The sequence below is a fragment of the Streptomyces sp. NPDC021115 genome (assembly GCF_044333065.1).
In the GTDB taxonomy this organism is placed as follows: domain Bacteria; phylum Actinomycetota; class Actinomycetes; order Streptomycetales; family Streptomycetaceae; genus Streptomyces.
Genome location: NZ_JBIRQF010000013.1, coordinates 80,341 through 100,933, shown reverse-complemented (window position 1 = coordinate 100,933; position 20,593 = coordinate 80,341). Strand labels below are relative to the sequence as shown.

Sequence of the window (20,593 nt, the reverse complement as noted above, 5' to 3'; positions counted from 1 at the left end):
GGCGAACCGGGCACGACCCACGCTCAGCCGGCTGATCTCGACAGCAAGGGAGTGGCGTGTTAGGCGCACTGAGGTTCAGGCATGTGTCCGTGGCGGCGACGGCGGCCGCCCTCGCGTTCCTTCTCCCCGCATGTGGCGGCGACGGCCAACCGGGCGGAAACGGCCCCGCCGCTTCCGCGTCGCTCGACCCCGACGCGGACTTACGCAAGCAGCGGCTCACCGTCTCGAACTGGGACGGCTACATGCCGAAGGACCTTCCCGCCCGGTTCGAGTCGGCCGTCGGCACGCCCATGACCGTCGCCAAGCACAGCACCAACGAGGAGATCGTCGCCAAACTGACCGCCTCCGCCGACAGTGGCATCGACGTGGCGTTCGTATCGGGCCAGTACGCGCAGGCGCTCGCCGCGCAGGGGCTGCTCGAACCCATCCACCACGATCTGGTCCCGCACCTGAAGAACCTGGACCCGCTCGCCGCCCGGCTCGCCCATGACAAGGGCAACATCTATTCCGTCCCGTACACGTGGGGCACCACCGGGCTCTGCTACCGCAAGGACCTTCTCGGCTACACCCCCGACAGCTGGAACGACCTGCTGAAGCCGCGCGCCGCGGTCAAGGGCAAGGCCACCATGCTGAAGACCGAACGCTGGCTCTTCCTCCCCGCGCAGAAGACGCTCGGCTACTCGGTGAACACCACCGACGAACAACAGCTCGCCCGGGTCAAGGAGTTGCTGCTCACCGCGAAGGACGGGCTCCTCGCCTACGACGACACCACGTTCGGCGACCGGCTCACGTCCGGGGAGGCCGTGCTGGCGGAGGCATGGGACGGCTGGTGCCCGACCGACGACAAGAGGATCGGCTTCGTCGTCCCCAAGGAGGGCAGCGACCTCTGGACGGACACGATGGTCATCCTCAAGTCGTCGAAGAACAAGGAGGCGGCGCACGCCTTCATCGACTACGTCCTCGACGCGAAGACACACTCCTGGGTCGCCTCGAACATCTTCTACAAGGTCCCCAACACCGCCGCCATGGCCGAACTCGACCCGGCCCTGCTGAAGAGCCACCCCGCCCTCGCCATGCCTCCCGGGCAACTGCTCAAGGGTGAGTCCGTCGTCGACCTCGGGGACGCCGCGACGGCGTACACCCGGATCGTCACGGAAGTCACCGCGGGCTGATGGCCCACCAGGGGAAGGCGGTCACAGGACCGCATATGCGGGCCCGTCTCGTCCTGCTCGGCCCTGGCCTGTCCTATCTGGCCGTCCTGCTCCTGCTGCCGCTGGCCCTGCTGATCGGCTACACGGCCTTCCGGCGGGGCCGGTTCGGCGGAATCGCGTACGAGGACGGAAGCACCGGCGAGAACTTCGCGCGGATCACCGACCCCCTCTACACCGGCGTCCTCACCGACTCGCTGCGCATCGCGGCCGTCACCACGCTGCTCGCGCTCCTCCTCGGCTACCCGACCGCGTACGCGATCAGCCGACTGCCCCGCAGATGGCGCACGGTCGCCCTGGTCCTGGTCGTGCTCCCGTTCTGGACCAACTTCCTGATCCGTACCTACGCCTGGATCGTGCTGCTGTCCAGCCACGGTGTGGTCAACTCGGCCCTCACCGGCATCGGGGTGATCGACCGGCCGCTGAAGCTCCTCTACACGGAACCCGCCGTCGTCCTCGGACTGCTCTACGCCTATCTCCCGCTGATGGTGCTGCCGCTGTACTCGGCGATCGAACGGGTCGACCCCCGGCTGCTCGAAGCCTCGGCCGATCTGGGCGCCCGCCCGGCCCGCACGTTCTGGAGCGTGACGCTCCCGCACACCCTGCCCGGCGTGCTGACCGGCTGCGTCTTCGTCTTTGTGCCCAGCCTCGGCAACTTCGTGGTCCCCGAACTGCTGGGCGGCGGGCACACGGTCATGGTCGGCAACCTGATCAGGGACCAGTTCCTCAACGCACGGGACTGGCCGTTCGGCTCGGTGCTCGCCCTCGCCCTCATGGCGTTCCTGGTCCTGCTGCTCATGGCGCAAGCCTGGGCCGGGCGCCGGCTGGGCGGCCGCTGATGCGCCGGGCGACGCTCCTCCCGCTGTGGTTGACGTACGCGTTCCTCTACACGCCCGTCGCGGTGCTCGTGGTGATGTCCTTCAACCGCTCGGACAGCCCCTACCAGTGGTCCGGGTTCAGCACCGCCTGGTACGCCACGCTGGCCGGCGACGACGAGGTCCTGCGGGGCCTGGCCAACACGCTGACCGTGGCCGCGGGCGCGACCGCGCTGTCCACCGTCCTCGGCACCCTGCTCGCCGTGGGGCTCGCCCGCCACGCGAGCCGGTCGCGGCTGCTGCCCGCCCTGTCGGTGCTGCCCGCCGTCCTGCCGGACATCGTGCTCGCGATCGGCCTGCTCGCCTTCTACGCGCTCGTCTCGGCCACCCTCGGCCTGCACTCGGTGCTGCTCGCCCACACCGTCTTCGGCCTGGCCTTCGTCACGGCCGTCGTGCGCACCCGGATCGCCCACGTCGACCCCTCCCTGGAGGAGGCTTCGCGCGACCTCGGCGCGGGCGAGGTCGCCACGTTCCTCCGCATCACCCTGCCGACCCTCGCCCCCGGCGTCGTGGCGGGCGCGCTGCTGACGTTCACCGTCTCGCTCGACGAGTTCGTGATCGCCTTCTTCACCGCGGGGCCGAAGGACCCCACCCTGCCGATCGTCATCTACTCGATGATCAGGTTCGGCGTGACCCCGGAGATCAACGCGCTCGCCACCCTGCTGCTCGCGGTCAGCTTCACCGTGGTCATCGCCGCCCAGCGCGTCAGCCGATTGGCGGAGGCGCTGTGATCCGTATCCATGCCGTCACCCGGCGGTTCGGCGAGGTCACCGCCCTGGACGGGGTGAGCCTGGAGATCGAGGAGGGCGAGTTCTTCGCCCTCCTCGGCCCGAGCGGCTGCGGGAAGACGACCCTGCTGCGCGTCCTCGCCGGATTCGAGACCCCGGACAGCGGCACGGTCGCCCTGGACGGCCGGGACCTGCTGGGCGTGCCCGCGCACCGGCGGCCGGTCAACCTCATGTTCCAGTCGTACGCGCTGTTCCCGCACATGAGCGTCGAGAAGAACATCGCGTACGGGCTGGCGCGGGAAGGGCTCCCCCGGGCCGAGATCCGCGAACGGGTCGCGGCCGTACTCGCCACCGTCGGGCTGACCGCGCACGCCCGCAGACGGCCGCATCAGCTGTCCGGCGGGCAGCGGCAGCGGGTCGCCCTCGCCCGTGCCATCGTCAAACGCCCCCGTGTGCTGCTGCTCGACGAGCCGCTGTCGGCGCTCGACAAACAGGTCCGCGCCGAGATGCAGCTGGAACTCAAGCGCCTCCAGCACCAGGTGGGCATCACCTTCCTCGTCGTCACCCACGACCAGGAGGAGGCCATGTCGCTCGCCGACCGGATCGCCGTCCTGGACGCCGGGCGCGTCCAGCAGGTCGACACCCCCGTCGAGCTCTACCAGCGCCCCCAGGGCCGGTTCGTCGCGGGCTTCGTCGGCGCCAACAACGTCTTCTCCGGACGGCTGCTGCCCACCGGTGGACTCGACGTACCCGGCGTCGGTGTCCTGCCCGCCCCGGCCGGGAAGGCGGCGGGGCTGGTCGGCGTACGTCCGGAGAACATCCGGCTCGCCGCCGGGGACGCGGACGCTTGCCTGCACGGCACGGTGCTGGACATCAGCTACTTCGGCGGCTCCTCGAGGATCGCGGTCACGGTCCCCGGCCTGGACCGGCCGGTCCTGCTGACCGTCCCGGGCCCGGCCACGGCGACCTCCGGGGCCCGCGTCGCGCTGTCGTGGGACCCGGAGAGCGCGGTACTGATCGAGACGACGGTCGAGACGACGGGAGACAGCCCTTGAGCGGACCCCTGACCATCCTCTTCGCGCCGGAGAGCGCGTACGGCCCGACCAACAACTGCGTCGGCATCGGCGACGTACTGCGCCGAAGGGGCCACCGCGTGGTGTTCGCGGCGGAGGCGTCCTGGAAGGGCAGGCTCGCCCCGCTCGGCTTCGAGGAGGAGCTGGTCGACCTGGCCCCGCCGCCCGAAATCCCCCAGGAGGCGGGCCAGTTCTGGAAGGACTTCGTACGGGACACCGCCCCCGAGTTCCAGAAGCCCACGATCGAACAGCTGGGCACCTGGGTCAGGCCGGTCTGGGAGGAGCTGATCGCGGGCGCCCGGTACTGCGAACCTCAGCTCAGGAGAATCGTCGCCCGGGTCCGACCGGACGTGATCGTCGAGGACAACGTCGTCTGCTTCCCCGCGCTGACCACGGCGGACGCGCCCTTCGTACGGATCGTCTCCTGCAACCCGCTGGAGGTGAAGGGCGAACGCGTTCCCCCGCCCTTCTCCGGCTACCCCGCCGGTGACCGCACGGGCTGGGCCGGGTTCCGCGCCGCGTACGACCGCACCCACCGCGGGCTGTGGACCGAATTCAACACCTGGGTCGTGGAGCAGGGCGCGAGACCGCTGCCCGACCTGGAGTTCATCCACGACGGCGAGCTGAACCTGTACGTCTACCCGGAGATCGCCGACTACGCCGAAGCCCGCCCGCTGGGTGCTGCCTGGCACCGGCTGGACTCCTCGGTCCGCGAGACCGACGAGGAGTTCACCCTGCCGCCGCAGGCGGCCGAACGGCCCGAGGGCAGCGCGCTGATCTACTTCAGCCTGGGCTCCCTCGGCTCCGCCGACGTCGGCCTGATGCGCCGGATCATCGCCTCCCTGGCGCGCACCCCGCACCGCTACATCGTCTCCAAGGGGCCGCTGCACGACGAGATCGAGCTGCCTCCCACGATGTGGGGCGCGGAGTTCCTTCCGCAGACGCGGATCCTCCCGCTCGTCGACCTCGTCATCACCCATGGCGGCAACAACACGACCACCGAGAGCCTCCACTTCGGCAAGCCCATGATCGTGCTCCCGCTGTTCTGGGACCAGTACGACAACGCCCAGCGGATCGCCGAACTCGGCTACGGCGTCCGCCTCGACCCGTACCGCTTCACCGACGCGCAACTGCACGGCGCCCTGGCGGAGTTGCTCGGCGACACCCGCCTGCGGCACAGGCTGACGGAAGCCGCCACGACCATCCGGGCCCGCGACGGGCTGCGCACCGCCGCCGACCTCATCGAGCGGCAGGGCCACGAAAGGCAGGGAACATGAAGCGGTCCTTGACGCTCGGCCTCGGCGTCGCCGTCCTCGCGGCGCTCTCCGCCTGCGCGGACGGGCCCTCGTCGTCCTCCGGCGGTGGCCCGGGCGCCCGGGCCACGCTCCGACTCGCCGTTCCCTCGGCCGTGATCGCCCCCAAGGAAGAGGTCGCCACCCACGCGGTGGGCGACGCCGAGGGCTATCTGGCCGACGAGAAGCTGAAAGTCGACGTGATCAACACCGACGGGTCGGTGGCAGCGGTCCAGGCCGTCGCCTCGAACAGCGCCGACATCGCGCCGGCCGACGCGGGAGCCATCCTCGCCGCACGGGAGAAGGGCGTCCCGGTGAAGGCCATCGGGGGCCTGGTACGGAACTGGCCGTGGCGCATGGCCGTCCGGCCCGGCAGTGAGGTCAGCAGCCCGGCCGACCTCAAGGGCAAGAAGATCGGGGTCATCAGCCTCGCCTCCGGCTCGGCCATCTACGCCCGCGCGTACGCGAGCGACGCCGGACTGGACGCGGCAAAGGACGTCGATCTGCTGCCGGTCGGCGTGGGCGCACCGGCCCTGGCCGCCCTGGAGAACGGCAAGGTCGACGTGCTCGCCCTGTACACCCAGGCGTACACCACCCTGGAGAACGCGGGCACCGAGCTGCGCTATCTCGACAACTCCGGCGCGTTCGACGGCATCCGCTCCCTGACCTACGTGGTGACCGAGAAGGCCCTGAAGGCGAAGAAGGACGTGCTGACGCGCTACTTGCGCGCCTCCTACAAGGCGCTGCTCTTCTCCGCCGTCAACCCCGAGGCCGCGATGCGTGACGGCTACCGGGCGTTCCCCCAGCTGCTGACCGGCAAGAGGGCCGACGACCGCATCGCCGACGACACCAGGACCCTCCAGGCGTGGATCAGGACCGCGGTCCCCGCCGCCGGTGAGCCCGGGACCTTCAAGGACTGGGGTGCGATCAGCGACAGGGAGTGGGACAAGACGATCGCCTACACCAGGACCGCCGGTCAGATCACCGAGGACGTCCCCCTCCCGGCGCTGTGGGACGGCAGCCTGCTGAAGGGCGCGAACGGCTTCGACCCGGCGGCCGTGATCACGAAGGCCAAGGCCGCCGGGTGACGCGGGACCGCTGGATCGAGGTCACCGGACTGCACAAGACCTACCGGCCGCGCAGGTCCGAGCCGACCCACGCGCTCTCGGACGTCACCTTCACGGTCCGACGCGGCGAGTTCGTGTCGGTCGTCGGCCCGTCGGGGTGCGGCAAGACCACCCTGCTGAAGATCCTCGCCGGGATCGTCCCCAGGAGCCGGGGGACGGTCCGCGTCGCCGACCGCGACGTGACGGGGCCGCTGCCCGAGGTGGGCATGGTCTTCCAGACGCCCACCCTGCTGCCCTGGCGCACCGTACTGGCGAACGTGATGGTGCCCGTGGAGGTGCGGAAGCTCGACGCCTCGGTGTACCGGGAGCGGGCCGAGCGGCTGCTCGCGATGGTCGGCCTCGACGGCTTCGAGGGCAGACATCCGCATGAGCTGAGCGGCGGGATGCAGCAGCGCGCCGGAATCTGCCGGGCCCTGGTGCACGACCCGGCCGTGTTGCTGATGGACGAGCCCTTCGGCGCGCTCGACGCCCTGACCCGCGAGTCGATGAACGTCGAGTTGCTGAGGATCTGGCGGGAGAGCGGCCAGACCGTCGTGTTCGTCACCCACTCCATCCCCGAGGCGGTCTTCCTCTCCGACCGGGTGGTGGTTCTCAGCCCCCGCCCCGGCCGCATAGCCGAGATCGTCGACATCGCGCTCGAACGCCCGCGCACACTCGGCGCGATGGCCTCGGACCGCGCCGGAGTCTTCGTCGAGCGGATCCGCAGGCATTTCCACGCCACCGGGGTGATCGGCTCATGAAGCCACTCCGCGGGTGGCGGCTACTCGTGGACCTGCGAGAGCGCCCCGAACTACTGCTCGTTCCCGCCGTCTTCGTCGTCACCGTGCTGGCCTGGGAGTTCGCGGTCCCCGCCGCCGGGATCGACGACTACGTACTGCCGCGCCCCTCGCAGATCGCCGAAGCCCTCCGCACGCAGCTGGCGGACCCGTTGTTCTGGGGGCATCTGAAGGTGACGGTCCTGGAGTCGGGTTACGGCTTTCTGCTCGGAGCGGCGGCGGCGCTGGTGCTGGGCACCGCGATCTCCCAGGTGCGGCTGATCGAGCGCACCTTCATGCCGTATGTCGTCGCCTTCCAGACGGTGCCCAAGGTGGCGCTCGCGCCGCTGTTCGTCGTCTGGTTCGGCTTCGGCATGACGAGCAAGGTCGTCATGGCGGCGGTGATCTCGTTCTTCCCCGTGCTGGTCAACGTCATCGAGGGGCTGCGCTCGGCCGACGCGGACCGCATCCAGATGCTCACGGTGTTCGGCGCCGGCAGGTTCCAGGTGTTCCGGATGGTGCGGCTGCCGAGCGCGCTCCCGTTCATCTTCGCCGGTCTGGACATCGGGATCGTCTTCTCGATCCTCGGCGCCGTCGTCGGCGAGTTCATCGGCGCGAAGGAGGGCCTGGGATACCTCCTGCTCCAGACCAACTACACGTTCGACATCGCCGGGACGTTCGCCGTGCTGGTGGTGCTCTCCGTACTGGGCCTGATCGCCCACTTCATCATCCGGTTCGCGAAGAAGCGGCTCGTCTTCTGGGCCGAGGAGAACCGGGTGATCGGCGCATGACGCGCGCCGTTCCCGGTCGGCCGACCGGGAACGGCGCGTCGGCACGAGTGCCGCGATCAGCGGACGTAGAGCTTCGTGGGCTTCGGGGAGGCCGACGTGTACAGGCTGCGGAGCTTCCGGATGTCGGAGGGCTTGAGCTTGACGCAGCCGTTGGACTTGTAGTCGCTGTCCCCGTCCCAGCGGTAGGGCTCGGAGCTTCCGGCACTGCCGCTGGGCAGCATCTCGCTGTGGATGAACAGCTCGGTGCGGGCGTGACCGCTGTGGCACTTGTGGTCACTGATCCACCAGGAGATGCCGTTGATACCGCGCGATCCGCCGTTGTGGTGGTTGTAGAACTTCTGGATCTCGTACGTGCCGTTCGGCAGCCACCCGGCGTTGCTCGCACAGGTGTCCTTGCTGCCGTTGCCGGACCCCGCGCGCCAGCTCCCCAGGGTGCGGGGACGGCTCGGGTCCGACGCCTTGACGAGCACGAGGCTCAGCCGCGAGTTCTGCGGGCTGGAGCCCTTCGTGAACTGCAGGTAGCTGTGGTCGGCGGCCGCCGCGACGGCCCCGTGGCGCGCCCCGGCCTCCGCGTGGAAGGAGGCGTAGGCCGGGCCGGTGAGGGCCAGAGCGCTCCCCAGCACCGCGGTCGCCGCGGCGAGGACGGTGCGATGACGTACGAACATGGTGATCGATTCCCCTCGCTGTGCGGTCCGGTCAGCCACAGGAGCCGCTGATCCACTTGTGCGACTTCACCTTGTAGTCGCCGACCAGGTTCCCGCCCGAGTGCTTCCGGGTGCAGCCGACCCGGTGCCCGTAGTTCTTGTTGAGGTAGAACGCCACGCCGGTCGCGCTGGACGTTCCGTTGTTGTAGACCGACTTCACGGGCCTGCCCGCGGCCCAGGAGCACTTGTAGGTGCCCGAGGTCCAGTCGGGGTCCGCGACGTCCCACTTGCACTCCTGGCCCCCGTAGTTCGTACTGCTGTAGGCGCAGAAGAACCCCTCGGGGCATACGTGCTGGGCCTCGGTCGCCGAGACCGTTCCGGGAAGGGCGAGAACGGCGACGACCGCAGCCGCGTTGGCGGCCACCAGGGCGAGACGTGTGGTGCGCATGGCTGTCTCCTTCGTCCGTGGGGATGTGGACGGCCGCCGGCCTCCGTGTCCGGCGGCACTGACACGAGGTTCGCCGAGCCCGGCGGCCCCGCGCACGGCCTTTCCATCCAGGTGAAATGTCGCTGTACACCCATAGCGGGAGCCTTGCGTGGTATTGGCAGAAACAGCCCTCACGATCCGGTTGTGCGTCGCGGTAGACATGTCACGCGGGATGAGGGACAGGCAGGTAGCACCGTGCTCAGGATCCATTTCAGCGTCGAGGACCTCGCCCGGATCACTCTGGCGCCGGGTGCCGATCCGATGTGGGAGACGCTGCTCAGCCTCTACCGGCTGAGGCACAGACAGGGAACGGTGGTCTTCGGCCAGTGGAAACGGCGGCTCCGCCTGGGCGCGGGCCCGGAGGTGCGGCTGCTCTCGACCCTGGCCCCACCCGTCGGCTACGCCGTCGACTTCCTGACTCCCGCGGGTGCCGGTCAGTCCCTTACGGAGGGGCTGGAGGCGCTGCGCAGAACGCCCCGCACCCGGCTGCGCGGCGACCTGGAGGAGCTGCTCGTACGGCACCCCGGCCAGCCCTTGCCGGGCTGGGCGCACGAGCTGGCGGAGGGCACGCCCGAGTCGGTGACCCGGTTGGCGAACGCGGTCGGCGGGTACTTCGGCGCCGCGCTGGACCCGGTGTGGCATCGCGTCCAGTCCCAGGTGGCCCGCGACCGCGCCGCCCGCCTCCGCACGCTGACCGAGGGCGGCTGGGAGAAGGTGCTCGCCACCTTGCACCCCTCCGCCCGCTGGAGCTACCCGGTCCTCGAACTGGCCTTCCCCGCAGACCACGACATCCATCTGGGCGGGCGCGGGCTGACTCTCCAGCCGTCCTTCTTCTGCTGGGGCGCTCCCACGACGTTCCTCGACATCGGCCTGCCGCCCACGCTGGTCTATCCGGTCGAACGCGACCTCGACTGGGCCGCCCCGCAGGGAACGCCCGGGCGCTACGCGCTGGCCGCCCTGCTGGGCACGACCCGGGCCCGTGTCCTGGAGGCCGTCGCCGTGGGGGCGTGCAGCACCACCGAACTCGCCCGGCGGATCCGGGTGCCCCTCCCCACCGCGAGCCAGCAGGCCTCGGTCCTGCGGGACGCGGGTCTGGTGCGCAGCCAGCGCCACCGCAACGCGATCATCCACATGGTCACGCCGCTGGGAGCCGCGCTCCTCGACGGCGGCCCCGTCAGGAACTGACTAGCGCGCCACGCGGTGGTGGAGGTAGACGACTCCCGAGCTGAAGGTACGGGTCTCGACGAGTTCGAGATCCACCCGGCGCTCGCGCCGGGGAAAGAACGGAATGCCACCGCCGACCAGCACCGGGTAGACCATGGCCCGGTACTCGTCGATCAGCCCCGACGCGGCCGCCTCGGCGGCGAGGGTCGCGCCGCCGATCGCGATCTCGCCCTCCCCCGGCTCGGCCCGCAGCCGCTCGATCTCCTCCGCCACGCCGCCGGAGGCCAGGCGGGCATTGCCCCGCACCGCCGACAGCCTGGAGGAGAACACCACCTTCGGGAGCGGCTTCCAGAGCGCGGTCCACTCGCGCTCCGAGTCGCCGAGCGATGGATCCTGATCGGCGGTCTCCCAGTACAGCATCGTCTCGTACAGCCGTCGCCCCAACAGGTGAACGCCGACCTCGCGGATCTCGTCGATCCAGAAGCGGAAGACGTCCTCGTCGGGCGCCGTCCAGTCGAAGCCGCCGTCCGGCCCGACGATGTAGCCGTCGAGTGAGACGCCCATCGAATAGGTCACGCTGCGTCGCATCAGGAGTCCTCCTCGGGAACGGGTTCGACAGTACGACCCCTGAACGCCGCAAGACTCATCGCGACTCGCGCGATTCCCCGCGAGTTCGGCGAGGGCCGCGGCGGTGTTCGGTCCGGCCACGTCGATGTAGCGCAGCTTGTACTCGGCGGGCACGGCCAGGCCGGTGAGGTAGGCTCTGCGGCCATGAATACCGGGACGGCATCGCGCCACACACGGATTGGTGACCCGGTGCTCTTCTGAGCGCTGTACGGGCCGGTGCGGGCCCGCTGTTCGATCGAGGGTCTTGCGCTGCTGCGCGGGCTCCGCCTCCGTCGTGTTGATCACAGAGTCGATACATCAACCACGACAGGAGAATTCATGCCCACCAAGACGCTGCAGATCCCCACCGCGGACGGCCGGGCCGACGCCTTCGCCGCCTTCCCCGACCGTGGGGAGCGGCACCCGGGGGGTGCTGATGTACGCGGACGGCTTCGGTATCCGGCCCGTGCTGCGGGAGATGGCCCGCGAAGTGGCCGGGCACGGGTACTACGTGCTCGTCCCCAACCTCTTCTACCGGCACGGCCCGGCACCGGTGATCGAACTTCCCGCGCACATCGGAGAAGAGGTCCGGCCCGCGCTCATGGCCCAGCTGATGCCGTTGATCGAGGCGCACACCGCCGAACGCGTACTGCGTGACGCCGACGCCTACCTCAGGTTCCTCACCGCCCAGCCCGAAGTCGCCACCGGGCCGGTCGCGGTGACCGGCTACTGCATAGGCGGCCTCCTGGCGATGCGCACCGCCGCGGCCCACCCCGGCCAAGTGGCCGTCCTCGCCGCATTTCACGGTCCCGTGGGCGCGGCCGGGCCCGAAACCCTCGCCGAGATCACCGCCCGGGTCCACTTCGGCCACGCCGAGAGTGACCTGACGCCCGAGGCCCTGGGCGAACTCAACCGGGCCTTGGACGCCGCGAAGGTCGACTACACATCCGAGATCCACCCCGGCACCGTCCACGGGTTCACCATGTCCGACACCGATGCCTTCGACCCCGTCGGCTTGCAGCGCCACTGGGACCGCCTGCTTCCCCTCCTCGACCGGCTCGGAAGCCGAACCTGAAGTACACGGTTGCGATCAGCGGATTGTTCGGCTGGCCACACCGATGCCGGCATGGCCAGCCGCCCGGCCAGGTGAGTGGCTGAGCGGGACCAGGTGCGCGCCGAAGAGGTTCGTTGCCGTCAACGGCGGCACCGCGCCCGCCATCGAAGTCCGCCGTTCGCCCGTCGGTCAGCGGACGGCCGCCTTCAACGCCGCCTCGATCGCATGGGTCAGGGATTCCGGATACTCATCGTCGCTGCTGCCCCGCAGGGCCAATACGCGGAATGCGAGTGGAGCGATCAGCAGGTCGATGCCGAGTTCCAGATCCAGTCCCGGGGGAGTTCGCCGCGGTCGATCGCGCCCTGAAGTATCGCGCGCCCCGCCGCTCGCCGCGGTGCGGTCACTCCGGTGTAGAGCCCCTCCGCCAGCGCGTCGTCATGACTGGCCCCGGCGAACAGTCCGGCCGCGGTCCGGGCAAGCAGCGGACTGGCCAGTTGACTCGGGGCGATCCACGCGGTGCGACCCGCCAAGCACTCCGGACTACGCGCGGGTCAGCCGGACCCGCTGGTCCCGAGCAGCCTGCCGGGAGCCGAGGAGGAGGCCGCTGCGCCGGAGGGAGGAGAGGTAGCCGTCGAGCAGCGTGTCGTCGACGGGCGGGCACGAGTCCTGCCAAGCCGGCCAGACCTGGTCGGTGCGGGTGCGCCCGACTTCGGGGAAGACGGTGTCGAAGTACAGCTCCTTGACGCTGTGGTCGGCCTCGTTCGCGGGCGTGACGAAGAGTGGCACGAACGGCGCGATGGGGGCCTCGGGGTTGCGGCGCGCATGATCGACGAGAGCGGCGGTCCAGTCCGCGTAGCTGACGTCCTCGATGGCGTATCCGGCGGCGCGCATGCGGTCGACCATGTCGCTGAGCCGCGCCGGCCGGGGGTTGGTCAGGTGGACCACTCCCCCGAGGTGCGGGAGCCGGGTGGCGATGCCGACGATCGCGTCGGTGACGGTGTCGACGGGCACGAGGTCGAGGGGGAGCGGGACCGCGGGGGCCGACCCCATGTGCGCGATGGCGTCGAAGACCGCGCAGATGGCGCTGGAGGTGTTCCAGGCGCCGGTGCGGCTGTGGCCGGTGATTTCGTAGGGCCGGTGGATGGTGACGGGTAGCCCCGCCTCCGCCGCGTGGCCGAGCATGCGCTCGGCCACCCACTTGGTTTCGGGGTATCCCATGCTGATCAGCTCGGGATGGCTGAGCGGGGTGCTCTCGTCGACGTACCGGACGCCCCCGGCGCCGCTTCCGGAGAGCACCGCGGTGGTCGAGACGTAGTGGACGGGAATCCGTCGCCCTGCCGCCAGGGCCAGGAGGGAGCGGACGGCTTCCACGTTCGACTCCCTCAACTCCTCATAGGGATAGAGGAAGTTGACGTGGGCGGCGCCGTGCACGATCAGGTCGGTGTCCTCCGCCAGGCCGTCGAGGACACCGGGTGCCATCCCCAGCCCGGGGTGGCCGAGTTCGGCCGGCAGCGGACGGACCCGCCCGGGTTCGCCGAGACGGAGACCGAACCGCCGCATCGTGGCGTGGATCCGCCGCATCGCCTGCGAGCCGTCGGCGGCGCGCACCGGGCAGTGGATGGTCGCGCCGGTGTCCCGGAGCAGCCGTTCGAGCAAGAACGCGCCGACGAATCCGGTGGCTCCGGTGAGCAGGATGTGACGGGCCCGGGTGGGCTGCGGGGCAGCGACCGGAGCGGCCGGGCCGACGCCGACGTTCAGCTCGATGCGGGCCTCGGCTTCGTAGTCGGGCTGTGCCTGGTCGTCCGGCCCGGACGGCAGGGTGCCGGTCGCCGCGCGGTACGCGGCCAGGGCCGGAGCCGCCAGCAGGCGCTGGAGCAGCGGCGCGAAGTGCTCCGAGGTCAGGCCGAGGGCGGCGATGGTGCGGGAGACGGCCTGGGCCGCGAGGAGGGAGTTGCCGCCCTCGGCGAAGAAGTCCGTGCTGTCGGACACCGGTGTGCCGAGCACCTCCGCCCAGATCTCCGCGACGGGGTCGCCCGGCCGGGCGGCGGGCGGCTGCCCCGACTCGCGGTCCGGGGCGGCGGCCCGGGCGCGCAGCGCCGCGTAGTCGGTCTTGCCGTTCCCGGTGAGCGGCATACGTTCCAGCGGGTGGATGGGGGCGGGTATCGCGTGCGCGGGCAGCCGGCTCGCCAAGTGCGCGCGGAGTTCCGTAGGTCCCACGGGCCGGGTGGCGTCCGCAGACGTGACGAACGCGCTGAGCCCCTTGCCGATGCCGTCGTTCCCCCGGACGAGCACCGCGGCGTCGGCCACACCGGGGTGGGTACGCAACAGGGCCTCCACGGCGTCGAGTTCGACGCGGAAGCCGCGGACCTTGACCTGCCGGTCCACCCGGCCGCGGAATTCCAGCAGCCCGTCACTGCCCCGGCGGGCCAGGTCACCGCTGCGGTAGAGACGCTCGGTCTCGCCGGTGCGGTGACGCACCATGACGAAGGCACGGGCCGTCTCCTCGGGCCGGTCGAGGTAGCCCAGGGCCAGCCCCGCCCCGCCGATGCAGATCTCGCCGTCCTCCCCGGGGCCTGCCGGGCTGCCGTCGGCCCGCAGAAGATGGCAGGTGCTGGCGGCCACCTGCCATCCGATCGGGACCGAGGAGGCATCGGGCGCCACATGGCCGACGTCGTAGGCACTCACCATGATGCCGCCCTCGGTCGGGCCGTATCCGTTGATCAGATGCCGCGGCCGTCCCGTCGCGCACACCGCCGCCACCAGCCCCGGGTCCATGGCCTCACCGCCGACCAGCACCATGTCCAGGGCGCCGAAGATCCCGGGCTCGGTCCGCACCGAGTGGTGGAACAGGCTGGTGGTCATGAAGGCATGCGTGATGCGCTCGGCGCGGAGCAGCGAGCCCAGCGCCCGCGTGTCCAGGAGTTCGTCCCTGCCCGCCACGACGAGGCAGCCGCCGCCCAGCAGGGTGGCCCACATCTCGAAGAGGGAGCCGTCGAAAGAGAGGCCGAAGGTCTGCAGGACACGCTTCCCCGAGCCGGGGCACCAGGGCGCGCCGCCCTCGGCCAGCCGGGCCACGGCGCGGTGCGGGAAGGCCACGGGCTTGGGCCGTCCGGTAGTACCGGAGGTGAAGAGCACATACGCGCAGGTCTCCGCCGAACGTTCCGTGAGGGACGGGAAGTCCGGCTCGTGGTCCACGGTGGGCCGCGTCCGCAACAGTGCGTCGAACTCTTCCCAGTTCACCGGTTCGTCGCCCGCCGCAGCCACCGGCTCGTGGCCGGGAAGGGCGATGGCCAGTCGTACACCGGCGTCGGTGAGCATCTCCGCGGCTCGGGCCGACGGGTACTGCGCGTCCACCGGGACGCACACGGCACCGGCCCGCAGGATGCCGACAATGGCGACCGTCGCCTCCCAGGAGCGCGTGCCGAGGACCGCGACGGCGTCCCCGGGGCGTATGGCCCGGCTCACGAGGGCCTCGGATATGGACCGTGACCAGTCGTCGAGCTCCTGATACGAATATGTTCTGCCGCCGTGCTGTACCGCCGGGGCGTCGGATCCGCGCAGCATCTGCCGGGCCAGCAGACCGGGAAGCGAGGCACTCCGTGGGGTAGGGGAATCGTGGCTCTCCCGGCTCTCGCCGGTGTGCTTGTTCGTGTGCATGAGGGCTCCACAGAGGCCGGCCTGAGGCATGGGGGTGCGTCAGGCCGCTGGTTCAGGAAAGTCGAGACGTCAGATGACAGACGTCAGATGTCAGATGTCGGATGTCAGGCGGAAATCAGCCCGTCGCCGGGCATAACCCTTCGCCCGAACCGGCGCTGCGTGCCCTGAATCGGTGGGAGACGTTCTCCGGGTGCTGTTGGTCCGTCAAGGGACTCGACGCCCTCCCGTACGGGGGCCGGTGAGGATTCCGGCCACACACGCCCTTCTGTCTTCCTGACCATCTCTGCCCACAACAGCATCAGTTGAAGACAGAACTTTGACGTGCTCAAGGCCACAGCCCCTGAAGGCCACAGCCCGGACGCCTCAGCCCTTCGTCCACCGCTTCACGCCGCGCCACCAGGACAGCCAGGCGGGGGCGGTCGAGAAGGCGGGCCTGATCTCGGGCTCCTCCGTGGGGAGCTCGGTACGCAGCGCTGTCGGCGGTGTCGGACCGGATGCCGGTGCCCGGTGGCTGGGAGTGAACTCGACCGGCAGCCCCTTGAGGCGGCGGTACATCAGCGAGGAGGTCCACTCCAGGGCGTCGTTCGGGACGGACAGCCGCACATCGGGCAAGCGGGTGAGGAGGGTGTCGATGGCCGTGTCGGCGATCGCCCGGCCGATGTGCTGGCCGGGGCATTCGTGCGGGCCGCCGCTGAAGGCGAGATGGGAGCGGTTGCCGTGCACGGAGACCTGCGGATCGGGGCGGATCGCCGGATCGACGTTCGCCGCGCCGAGACCGAGCAGGATCATGTCACCCGCCGCGATGGGCTGTTCGGCGAGCACGGTGTCGCTGGTGGCCCATCGTCCCAGGAGCGTCATCATCGGTGGCTCGTCCCACATCACCTGCTCCATCGCGTCCGGCAGCGTCATGTGCCCGCCGGCCAGGTTCGCGCGGAAGCGGTCGTCGGTGAGCAGCGTCCGCAGTGCGTTCGCGATCAGGTTGACCGTGGTCTCGTTGGCGGCGGTGAGGATGAGCCGCAGATGCTCGCGGACCTCGTCGTCGCTGAGGCCGGAGGGGTGCTCGATCAGCTTGGAGGGGAAGTCGTGACCGGGGTCGGTGCGCTTGCGCTCGACGAGTTGCTGAAGGGTCCGGGTGATGTAGTCGTTGCTCGCCGCCGCGGTGTCCGTACCGGTGAGCGCGTCCTGGACGGCGGCGGCCAGGGCCGGCCCGTACCCGTCGGGCATGCCGAAGAGCTGTGTCATGACCCGCAGCGGAAGCTGGGCGGCGAACTGGCTCACCAGGTCGGCCCGTCCGCTGCGCTCGAACCCGTCGACGAGCTGATGGGTGAAACGCGTGACGTGGCGCCGGATACCGCGCGCCTCGAAGCGGCCCAGGCTGTCGGTGACCGCGCCGCGCAGCCGCTCGTGTTCCTCGCCGTCGACGAAGACGCACAGCGGCTGCCAGGCGGTGATGGGCGCCAGCGGATGGTCGGCCGCCACCCGCCCCTCGGCCAGGTCCCGCCAATACCGGGAATCACGGGAGAAGACAGTGGGGGTGCGCAGGACATCGAGGTTCTCTCGATGCCCCAGGACCAGCCAGGCCGGCAGGTCGCCGTGGACGAGTACGGGGGCGACGGGACCGTGCGCGGCCCGCAGCTTCTCGTACACGCCCATCGGGTCGGCCTGGGCCTCGCCGCTGTACAGGCGGTGCAGTGCGTCCGGAGTCATGCCGTGGGCCGGGCAGCCGGGCGGCGGAGTCGCCGGGCTGCCGGTCGTGTGCTCGGGGGTGTTGGCGGTCACGTGGACTCCGAGGTCGTCGCAGAGGTTCGCAGATAGCGCATCAGGGAAATCAGCACGTCCCGGCTCGACGGTCGCTCGCGCGCGTCGCACACCACGATCGGCACGCTCTCCGGAAGGTCGAGGGCGCCGCGCACCTCCTCCGTGAGATAGGAGGTCGCGTCGGGGAAGGAATTGATGGCGATCACGAAGGGCACCTCGGCCTCTTCCAGACGCCCGATCACATCGAAGCTGACTTCCAGACGCCGGGTGTCGACGAGCACGATGGCTCCCAGCGCACCCTCGAACAGGCCGTTCCACAGGAACCAGAAGCGCTGCTGGCCGGGTGTGCCGAAGAGGTACAGCACCAGCTCGTCGTTGAGCGTGATCCGGCCGAAGTCCATCGCCACGGTGGTCACGCTCTTGCGCTCCACTCCGGCGATGTCGTCGATCCCGGCGCCCGCCTGCGTCATGGTCTCCTCGGTGGTCAGCGGCCTGATCTCGCTCACCGAGCGGACGAAGGTGGTCTTTCCGACGCCGAAACCGCCCACGATGACGATCTTGACCGCGGAGGAGGCCGATGACGGCAGCCGGTCCTCGCGCCGGGGCTCCGTGACCGTGTCAGAGATTCTGGAGACCATCGATAACCGCCTCTATCAGTGCGATGTCGGGACGCGACGAGGCGGGCATGCGGGCCTCGACCCGTCCGTCGGCCAGCAGATCGGCGAGGAGCACGCTGATCACACTGGCGGGCAGGGCCAAATGAGCGGAGATTTCCGCGACGGACACCGGAGACCGGCACACCCGGAGGATGGCGGCCAGCTCCGGCTGGATGCCGGCCTTCGGCTCCTCCCGGGACACGATCAGGGTGACCAGGTCCAGGTCGGCCTGCTCCGTTGATTCCGCCCGGCCCCCCGTGATGACGTAGAGCCGCTCGGGTCCGCCCTCGTCCCAGTCCCGGTCGGACGTGCTCACGGCGCCTGCCCGTCACTCCGCGGCGGGCTGGTGAGATGCGCGCCGATCCGGGCGACGAGGTCACGCATGCACTGACCGACCAGTCCGGCGTCCACCCCCTCGTCGGCGAGCACCGCCAGATGGGCACCGGCGCCCGCGGCCATCAGGTACATGAAGCCGCCGCTGACCTCGATGACGACCATCCGCATCCGCCCGTCGCTGTGCGGGAACTCGGAGGCGACGGCCACGGACAGGCTCTGCAGGCCCGAACCGATGGCGGCGATGCGGTCCGCGGTGTCCATGTCCGTGTCGTACCGGGCCATGCACAGGCCGTCCGACGACAGGACCACGATGTGGCGGGTCTGGGGAACACTCTCCGCGAGATCCCTGAGCATCCAGTCCATGTCCCCGTGCTGCTGCATCGGTCACTCCCCCTTGTCTGACGTGTCACTGTTGGCCCGGGAAGGTGCTGCCCTGGGCTTGTCCGCTGAGAGACCGCTCTGCAACTCGGCCATCCAGACGCCGGGCGCGGGTTCCTCGTGCGCTGTCTCCGCCGGTCCCGGCAGAGGCGTGGTCCGCTTCGCGGGTCCGGTCGCCGGACGGCGGCGGCGCCGCTGGGGCAGCCCGCTGGCCGTCCGTTCGGCCTCGGCCGGCGCCTCTTCCCCGGTACGGTCGTCCCCGCGTACCGGGGTGGACCGCTCCGCTTCCACGGCTTCGTGTGTCTCCACTGGCGCACCGGCGTCCGGGAACGCGGAGCGCGCGGCGAGAACGTCGGTCGCCGCCCGGGAGGGCGCACCCTGCGCGCCGGTCGGCCGGTCCGCCGGCCGGGGCCCGGACGAGGCGCCGATACCGTGCGCCCGCCCCGCTGCGGGTGCGGTGGTGAGCAGGCTCTTCGGCACGGTCAGCACCGCGCGCACGCCTCCGTACACGGACGGCGGGAGCGCGACCTTGAAGTCGTATGCCTGCGCGAGACGGCCGACCACGGCGAGCCCCAACCGCGGCGACTCCCCCAGGTCGTTCAGGTCGATGCCGGCCCGTGCTTCCTTGAGCATCCCCTCGGCCCGCGACCGCGCCTCCTCGCTGAGACCGACACCGCCGTCCTCGACCTCGATGGCGACGCCCATGTGCACCTCCACCGCCGTCAGATGGACGCGGGTCTTGGGCGGCGAGTACCGGCTGGCATTGTCCAGCAGTTCCGCAAGTGCGTGGATGAGCGGCTCGACCGCGGTACCGACAACGGCGACCTCGGCCACGGTGTGCAGTTCCACCCGCTGATAGTCGAGGATCCGGGACATGGCGCCGCGCAGCACGCTGTAGAGGGGCACCGGCTTGCTCCACTGACGGCCCGGCCGCGCCCCGCCGAGTACGGCGATGCTGTCGGCCAGCCGACCGATCAGGGCGGTGCCGTGGTCGAGCCGGAGCAGGTCCGCGAAGAACGCCGGTTCCTGGCCGTGCCGGTCCTCCATCCCCCGCAGGTCCGTCGCCTGCTGGTGCACGATGGCCTGAACCCGGCGCGCGATGTTCACCACCCCGCGCTGCGCCGAGTCACGCATGCTCTCCTCCGCCTGCACGGCCTCGACGACGGACCGCAGCAGTGCCTGGTGCGCCGCCTGGGACTGCGGGCTGAGTGCCTCGTCCTGAGCGGAGACGGACAGCAGGACGTCCTCGGCGAACTCGCCTTCCTGAAGCCGGGCGACGGCCGCCGGCAGATGCTGCTCGGCCAGCCGGATCGTCGCCGCCTCCTGCCGCCGCAAGTCCTGGAGCAGGGCTGCTTCCCGCGCGGCGTACTCGGTCCGCAGCGCGGCGACGGCCCGGCCGCGGCGGACCGCAACGGCCGAGACGAGAGCGACGATCGCCGTGGCGACGACTCCGCACCAGATGGGCGGCGCCTTCCCTCCGGCCGGCGCGATCGTCGCGATGACTGCCGTGACCACGGCCATCAGGGCAGCGGGAGCCGACCACGCCGCGGCAAGGCCGGTCGAGGGGCCTCCGGGTGACGACGCAGTACGAACCATCAGCATCCTCAATCATCGAGAAAATCCAGAACCAACCGGATATGTGGCACAGGCGACAATCTTCGAACTCATTGCGCGAACCAGCCTATTACCGAGTCAAGTTCAGGCAATGAGTTCACACCCCGAGCCATTCAATTGACATCATATTCACACGTGATCTCCAATCACGCACAGCCTCTGACCTGGTCGACAGATGCCACGGGGGGCCTGCATTGTGTGGCGAATAGCGACCCGATGGGCAGTGTGTCCGCCTAGCGGGCGAAGAATTCAGCATCAATTACCCGGATCGACGCACGCGCGGTTACCGGAATGCATATGGGCGGTCACGGTCCGCATGGTTTTCCGGGGCGGCGCCCGCGATCCGCAGGAAGCGTCCGATGATCAGGCCGTACAGGGGCGGTCCCGGCC

At 70.3% G+C, this 20,593-nt stretch carries 19 protein-coding genes and 1 pseudogene; 10 read left to right on the top strand and 10 right to left on the bottom strand.

All coding sequences use genetic code 11. The features are described from left to right. The first annotated feature begins 83 nt into the window (after positions 1-83). From ACH4TL_RS31870 to ACH4TL_RS31835, 8 genes are read left to right on the top strand one after another with little or no spacing between them, the layout of a single operon-like run. Positions 84-1,172, top strand: a complete 1,089-nt coding sequence (locus ACH4TL_RS31870) for a spermidine/putrescine ABC transporter substrate-binding protein (RefSeq protein ID WP_398325650.1) — start codon at positions 84-86, stop codon at positions 1,170-1,172. Continuing rightward, positions 1,172-2,047 carry an ABC transporter permease gene (locus tag ACH4TL_RS31865; RefSeq protein WP_398325646.1) on the top strand — a complete coding sequence of 292 codons (876 nt, stop codon included), beginning with the start codon at positions 1,172-1,174 and terminating at the stop codon, positions 2,045-2,047. The genes ACH4TL_RS31870 and ACH4TL_RS31865 overlap by 1 nt, the downstream gene beginning before the upstream one ends. Continuing rightward, on the top strand, positions 2,047-2,814 hold the full coding sequence (locus tag ACH4TL_RS31860) for an ABC transporter permease (protein ID WP_398325642.1): 768 nt from the start codon (positions 2,047-2,049) through the stop codon (positions 2,812-2,814). The genes ACH4TL_RS31865 and ACH4TL_RS31860 overlap by 1 nt, the downstream gene beginning before the upstream one ends. Next, a complete protein-coding gene (locus ACH4TL_RS31855; protein ID WP_398325638.1) occupies positions 2,811-3,866 on the top strand; it encodes an ABC transporter ATP-binding protein in 1,056 nt (351 codons plus the stop codon). Before ACH4TL_RS31860 ends, ACH4TL_RS31855 begins: the two co-directional genes overlap by 4 nt. Further along, a complete protein-coding gene (locus ACH4TL_RS31850) occupies positions 3,863-5,161 on the top strand; it encodes a glycosyltransferase (protein WP_398325635.1) in 1,299 nt (432 codons plus the stop codon). Before ACH4TL_RS31855 ends, ACH4TL_RS31850 begins: the two co-directional genes overlap by 4 nt. Then, the gene (locus tag ACH4TL_RS31845; protein ID WP_398325632.1) at positions 5,158-6,264 is read left to right on the top strand and encodes an ABC transporter substrate-binding protein; all 1,107 of its coding nucleotides are present in this window, start codon (positions 5,158-5,160) and stop codon (positions 6,262-6,264) included. The genes ACH4TL_RS31850 and ACH4TL_RS31845 overlap by 4 nt, the downstream gene beginning before the upstream one ends. Next, complete coding sequence (locus tag ACH4TL_RS31840) at positions 6,261-7,043, top strand: ABC transporter ATP-binding protein (RefSeq protein WP_398325629.1); 783 nt, start codon at positions 6,261-6,263, stop codon at positions 7,041-7,043. The genes ACH4TL_RS31845 and ACH4TL_RS31840 overlap by 4 nt, the downstream gene beginning before the upstream one ends. Further along, positions 7,040-7,849 (top strand): ABC transporter permease, encoded by an 810-nt coding sequence (locus ACH4TL_RS31835; RefSeq protein ID WP_398325626.1) that lies wholly within the window; start codon positions 7,040-7,042, stop codon positions 7,847-7,849. Before ACH4TL_RS31840 ends, ACH4TL_RS31835 begins: the two co-directional genes overlap by 4 nt. Positions 7,850-7,905: 56 nt before the next feature. Here ACH4TL_RS31835 and ACH4TL_RS31830 read toward each other — a convergent pair whose 3' ends face one another. Further along, a complete protein-coding gene (locus tag ACH4TL_RS31830; RefSeq protein ID WP_398325623.1) occupies positions 7,906-8,514 on the bottom strand; it encodes a hypothetical protein in 609 nt (202 codons plus the stop codon). Positions 8,515-8,545: 31 nt separating this feature from the next. Next, complete coding sequence (locus ACH4TL_RS31825; protein WP_398325620.1) at positions 8,546-8,941, bottom strand: peptidase inhibitor family I36 protein; 396 nt, start codon at positions 8,939-8,941, stop codon at positions 8,546-8,548. Between the two features lie 234 nt (positions 8,942-9,175). On the opposite strand from ACH4TL_RS31825, the gene ACH4TL_RS31820 reads away from it, so the two are divergent. Beyond that, positions 9,176-10,165: an ArsR/SmtB family transcription factor gene (locus ACH4TL_RS31820; protein WP_398325617.1), complete on the top strand. Its 990-nt coding sequence runs from the start codon at positions 9,176-9,178 to the stop codon at positions 10,163-10,165. Here the strand turns inward: ACH4TL_RS31820 and ACH4TL_RS31815 are convergent, their stop codons facing one another. Next, entirely contained in the window at positions 10,166-10,732 is a 567-nt protein-coding gene (locus ACH4TL_RS31815) for a dihydrofolate reductase family protein (RefSeq protein ID WP_398325614.1), read from the bottom strand. Positions 10,733-11,089: 357 nt separating this feature from the next. On the opposite strand from ACH4TL_RS31815, the pseudogene ACH4TL_RS31810 reads away from it, so the two are divergent. Further along, a pseudogene (locus ACH4TL_RS31810) lies at positions 11,090-11,825 on the top strand (dienelactone hydrolase family protein). Between the two features lie 278 nt (positions 11,826-12,103). Here the strand turns inward: ACH4TL_RS31810 and ACH4TL_RS31805 are convergent. The 7 genes from ACH4TL_RS31805 to ACH4TL_RS31775 form a co-directional block, all read right to left on the bottom strand. Continuing rightward, positions 12,104-12,334, bottom strand: a complete 231-nt coding sequence (locus ACH4TL_RS31805) for a TetR-like C-terminal domain-containing protein (protein ID WP_398325611.1) — start codon at positions 12,332-12,334, stop codon at positions 12,104-12,106. A gap of 10 nt (positions 12,335-12,344) precedes the next feature. Next, complete coding sequence (locus ACH4TL_RS31800) at positions 12,345-15,461, bottom strand: amino acid adenylation domain-containing protein (RefSeq protein ID WP_398325608.1); 3,117 nt, start codon at positions 15,459-15,461, stop codon at positions 12,345-12,347. Between the two features lie 363 nt (positions 15,462-15,824). Beyond that, positions 15,825-17,240: a cytochrome P450 gene (locus ACH4TL_RS31795; protein ID WP_398325604.1), complete on the bottom strand. Its 1,416-nt coding sequence runs from the start codon at positions 17,238-17,240 to the stop codon at positions 15,825-15,827. Further along, the gene (locus tag ACH4TL_RS31790) at positions 17,237-17,857 is read right to left on the bottom strand and encodes a GTP-binding protein (RefSeq protein WP_398325601.1); all 621 of its coding nucleotides are present in this window, start codon (positions 17,855-17,857) and stop codon (positions 17,237-17,239) included. Before ACH4TL_RS31790 ends, ACH4TL_RS31795 begins: the two co-directional genes overlap by 4 nt. Beyond that, positions 17,838-18,191: a DUF742 domain-containing protein gene (locus ACH4TL_RS31785; protein ID WP_398325598.1), complete on the bottom strand. Its 354-nt coding sequence runs from the start codon at positions 18,189-18,191 to the stop codon at positions 17,838-17,840. The genes ACH4TL_RS31790 and ACH4TL_RS31785 overlap by 20 nt, the downstream gene beginning before the upstream one ends. Further along, positions 18,188-18,592, bottom strand: a complete 405-nt coding sequence (locus tag ACH4TL_RS31780) for a roadblock/LC7 domain-containing protein (RefSeq protein ID WP_398325595.1) — start codon at positions 18,590-18,592, stop codon at positions 18,188-18,190. Before ACH4TL_RS31780 ends, ACH4TL_RS31785 begins: the two co-directional genes overlap by 4 nt. A gap of 3 nt (positions 18,593-18,595) precedes the next feature. Then, positions 18,596-20,110 carry an ATP-binding protein gene (locus tag ACH4TL_RS31775; RefSeq protein ID WP_398325592.1) on the bottom strand — a complete coding sequence of 505 codons (1,515 nt, stop codon included), beginning with the start codon at positions 20,108-20,110 and terminating at the stop codon, positions 18,596-18,598. Positions 20,111-20,593 lie beyond the last annotated feature (483 nt).

Coding starts and splice junctions, on each gene's coding strand:
- ACH4TL_RS31825 (WP_398325620.1), bottom strand. CDS start 8,941: ATGCGCACCACACGTCTCGCCCTGGTGGCCGCCAACGCGGCTGCGGTC.
- ACH4TL_RS31790 (WP_398325601.1), bottom strand. CDS start 17,857: ATGGTCTCCAGAATCTCTGACACGGTCACGGAGCCCCGGCGCGAGGAC.
- ACH4TL_RS31845 (WP_398325632.1), top strand. CDS start 5,158: ATGAAGCGGTCCTTGACGCTCGGCCTCGGCGTCGCCGTCCTCGCGGCG.
- ACH4TL_RS31800 (WP_398325608.1), bottom strand. CDS start 15,461: ATGCACACGAACAAGCACACCGGCGAGAGCCGGGAGAGCCACGATTCC.
- ACH4TL_RS31860 (WP_398325642.1), top strand. CDS start 2,047: ATGCGCCGGGCGACGCTCCTCCCGCTGTGGTTGACGTACGCGTTCCTC.
- ACH4TL_RS31865 (WP_398325646.1), top strand. CDS start 1,172: ATGGCCCACCAGGGGAAGGCGGTCACAGGACCGCATATGCGGGCCCGT.
- ACH4TL_RS31830 (WP_398325623.1), bottom strand. CDS start 8,514: ATGTTCGTACGTCATCGCACCGTCCTCGCCGCGGCGACCGCGGTGCTG.
- ACH4TL_RS31815 (WP_398325614.1), bottom strand. CDS start 10,732: ATGCGACGCAGCGTGACCTATTCGATGGGCGTCTCACTCGACGGCTAC.
- ACH4TL_RS31780 (WP_398325595.1), bottom strand. CDS start 18,592: ATGCAGCAGCACGGGGACATGGACTGGATGCTCAGGGATCTCGCGGAG.
- ACH4TL_RS31775 (WP_398325592.1), bottom strand. CDS start 20,110: ATGGCCGTGGTCACGGCAGTCATCGCGACGATCGCGCCGGCCGGAGGG.
- ACH4TL_RS31835 (WP_398325626.1), top strand. CDS start 7,040: ATGAAGCCACTCCGCGGGTGGCGGCTACTCGTGGACCTGCGAGAGCGC.